The following is a 2410-nucleotide window of genomic DNA, read 5'->3' on the forward strand; positions in this document are numbered from 1 at the left end:
ACTCCGGCGGCTACAGCACGGCCGGCGGCATGCCGCCCGAGTTTGCAGATCTCTTCGGCGGCGGCGGATTCGGCGGCGGGGGCCAGTCCTTCCAGCGGGCTCCGCAGAAGGGCTCGGACCGCACCGCGTCGACCTCGATCTCATTCGGCGGCTCCATCCGCGGCACCACGATCGGCCTGCGTGAACCGGACGGTGAGGTCATCGACGTCCGCATCCCGGCCGGCATCAAGGACGGACAAAAGGTCCGCGTCCGCGGCAAGGGGCAGTACGCCCCCGCCGGCAACGGCGACCTCATGGTCACCGTTTCGGTAAAGCCGCACGAATTCTACGTCCGCGACGGCGACAACCTCCGGATCCACGTCCCGGTCTCCTTCCCGGAGGCGGCCCTGGGCGCAGACATCGAGGTTCCGACGGTCGACGGCGACACGGTCAAGGTCAGGGTTCCGGCAGGGACGCCCTCGGGCAGAACCCTGCGCGTCAAGGGCCGCGGCGTCAAGCACGCCAAAGCCACCGGCGATCTGCTGGTGACGATCGACGTCGCTGTTCCGCGGAAGCTGAACAAGGAAGCGGAGGAGGCCGTGAAGGCCTTCGCCGCGGCCACCGCCAATGAGGACGTCCGCGCGGGCCTGGCAGCCAAGGCCCGGCTCTAGGAACGGGATCCAGCCATGGCCATCGACTTCGACCAGCCGATCTTCGTCATCTCCGTTGCCGCGGAACTGGCGGACATGCACCCGCAGACGCTGCGCCAGTACGACCGGCTGGGCATCGTCTCGCCCAGCCGTGCCCCGGGCAAGTCGCGGCGTTACTCGCAGCGGGATGTGAATATGCTCCGCGAGGTCCAGCGGCTCTCCCAGGAGGGGGTCTCGCTGGAGGGCATCAAGCGGATCCTCCAGCTGGAGAACCAGGTGGCCGCCCTGCAGCGCCGGGTCGGAGAACTGACTGAGGAACTGGGCCGGCGCCGCCAAGGGGCCGATTCGCGGATCTTCGCCGCAGGAACTGCCGGCGACGTCGTCAGCCTGGCCCGCGGCAAGCGTCCGCAGGCGCGGTCGCAGGCGCTGGTGGTGTGGCGGCCGAGGGGCATGGGCTAGGACTCATCTCGCGGTTTCCCCAGGTTTCCCTGGCGAGCAGGGCGGCGATGACACGGCCGCGGGGAATGTGTCAACCATCACGTTTTTCGGTTACGTCGCAATGCCGGGGCAAGTAGCGGCAGGAGCAAACCGAGTACACCGGAACGCAATCAGGTACCCGACCATCCGATAGTCGGGTACCTCATTTGCGTGACTTCATGCCCATTCCGCGCGTTGAATTGGAGTGTCAGAAAAGGCTGGCATGACACGCCTACAGCTCCTGCGGGAAGCCCGGGCGCGGAGCCAGCGCAGGAGCAGCGTAGACGCCGGGGGGCATCGCATGCATGATTCAACCGAGTTTGATCAGTCCAGGTGTGATTCGCGCCGGTTTGATTCGCCCCTTCGGGGCGGGTCCCGGCTGCGGCCAGTTGCGTTGACGGGCGGAGCTCATCCATATATCCCTGGGGAAGGCCCTGGTGGTCGTCTTCCTGTGTTTCGACTTCGTCCGCGCGGTCTCCGTGCCGCGATCCCGCAGCCGGTTCGTCGCCAACCCGTGGTTCCGGACACTTGCACTGCCTTCCATCGTGGTCATGGCGTTCAGCGTGCTCCTCGATGCCGCCTCCGGCTCTTGGCCCGAGGTCGCCGCCGGAGTGTTCGTCATGGTCGCCGTGATCTTCAGGTGGCACCATGGCAGCGACGAGGACAGCTGGTGGACGGGCAAAGGCAAGGCCGTGGGCCGTTGGCTCCGGAACCGGGCAGCCTCCGGGTCCCTGGTTGCTCCGGCCACGGCCTGAAAAACCACGGCCTGAAAAAGACCTTGCTGTCCGGGCGTCCCAGGGTGTCCAATCCTTAACACAAGGCCCTGCAGGGCACGAGTGGATGCGACGCCGGGAGGTTCTCATGCCGTCGAAAGGCGCCAAGACGCCGTCAAGGGGACCGGTCCGGGGTACGTCTGACCTCCGGCGGGCAGACGCCAACGGCGTCGCGCCGCCGGAACAGCCGGACAAGGTCCGCAATGTGGCACTCGTGGGGCATTCCGGTTCCGGAAAAACGATGCTCACCGAGGCACTGCTTGCCGCCACCGGAGCCATCACCCGCAAGGGCTCGATCGCCGAGGGCACTACGGTGAGCGACTCGGATCCTTCCGCCATCGCGCAGCAGCGCTCCGTGGCGCTCGCGGTGGTGCCGGTGATGGTGGGGGACATCAAGGTCAACCTGCTGGACACTCCGGGCTATACGGATTTCATCGGCGAGCTGAGGGCAGGGCTCCGGGCGGCGGATGCGGTGCTGTTCGTCGTCTCGGCCACCGACGATGTCGACGCAGCGACCACGGCGCTTTGGAG

4 protein-coding genes are annotated in these 2410 nt (G+C 67.1%); all 4 read left to right on the top strand.

The genetic code is table 11. From position 1 onward, the window contains the following. The coding region (locus LQV45_RS25975) for a J domain-containing protein (protein WP_230009540.1) at positions 1 to 650 on the top strand (650 nt) is incomplete at its 5' end. A gap of 15 nt (positions 651 to 665) precedes the next feature. Further along, the gene (locus tag LQV45_RS25980; protein ID WP_028275425.1) at positions 666 to 1088 is read left to right on the top strand and encodes a heat shock protein transcriptional repressor HspR; all 423 of its coding nucleotides are present in this window, start codon (positions 666 to 668) and stop codon (positions 1086 to 1088) included. Between the two features lie 455 nt (positions 1089 to 1543). Next, positions 1544 to 1861, top strand: a complete 318-nt coding sequence (locus LQV45_RS25985; protein ID WP_230009542.1) for a hypothetical protein — start codon at positions 1544 to 1546, stop codon at positions 1859 to 1861. Between the two features lie 106 nt (positions 1862 to 1967). Beyond that, positions 1968 to 2410: GTP-binding protein (locus tag LQV45_RS25990; RefSeq protein WP_230009544.1), on the top strand; the 443-nt coding region annotated here is incomplete at its 3' end.

This window comes from Microbacterium sp. Bi128 (assembly GCF_918698205.1).